This is a genomic window from Oleiphilus sp. HI0067 (assembly GCF_001635735.1).
Genome location: NZ_LWFI01001655.1, coordinates 1 through 1046 on the forward strand (window position 1 = coordinate 1; position 1046 = coordinate 1046).

The following is a 1046-nucleotide window of genomic DNA, read 5'->3' on the forward strand; positions in this document are numbered from 1 at the left end:
TGCTAAAGAGTGTGCGCAATTTGAAAAAACGGAAGTCTCATAAGTCTATGATTATTAATGAATTGATCGTTCCGAAGGTGTTAACCTAATTGAAAAGTGATACCCGTATCGGGTACGTAGAATTAACTGTTATGAGTAAGTAATGGGAAAGAAGCTACCACCAGATCAGCTAGAACTNTATAAAAGAATCGATGAGATCCTCTTTTATAAATGGGACCCAATTGGCGTTTCCGATAGCGACTGGGCAAGAGATGAATATCAATCTTACTTGCCAAGAGTTTTTGCTTACGCAATGGAGAGCGATTCTCCAGAGCCAATAGCAAAGTACCTTGGAGTGACTTCAACTGAAAATATGGGGTTATCTGCAGCGCCTGAGCATGATATGAATATCGCCAAAATAATCTTTGAAGTAAAAGAGGGGTTGGGGTTGTAGTATGTGCCACATAAAACTCATAACAAGCCGCTCAAACACGTTCCGGCCGCAAAAAGCGCGACCTCCACTGGACTCACTACACTGCGTTTCGTTCGCCGTTTAGCGGGGCGTTAGAATTTTAGGAAAATCACAATCAAACTAAAGGAGTATTTGTGAATATGAAAAAAGTAACTTTATCGTTAGTTGTAGTGGGTTTTATCTCTGGTTGTGGGAGCTCAGGGTCATCTGATTCTTCAGATCCCTTAACTTCTTCAGGTACACCAGATGAAAACATAGTTGCTGTTTCTGGGGTCTATGATACCTCTCGAACAGGCGATGAAGCTTACTTGTATATTGCTGAATCAGGCGCTGTAACTGCTTATGACTATCAAGGTGAAGCAAGTGGCACAGGCGAAAATTGCTATTCTTTATCTACGGCATCCGGCCAAATAAACTCTAGTCTTCACGAGGGCACTGTAACGTATTCTTCCACTAGTGGTAAATACACCTTAACCAGCGACTCCAATACTCTAGAGTTTACTTACGATACTACAGACGGCATGGAAAACTTCCTTCTTGATTCTGTCATTAGTTCTACGACAGGGTTAAATATTTCAGCTGCAAATATGAATAT

1 protein-coding gene is annotated in these 1046 nt (G+C 41.1%); it reads left to right on the forward strand.

Annotated elements, in window-relative coordinates; translation table 11 throughout:
* Window positions 1-591: 591 nt before the first annotated feature.
* On the forward strand, window positions 592-1046 hold a 455-nt coding region (locus tag A3739_RS26720), incomplete at its 3' end, for a hypothetical protein (protein WP_197472613.1).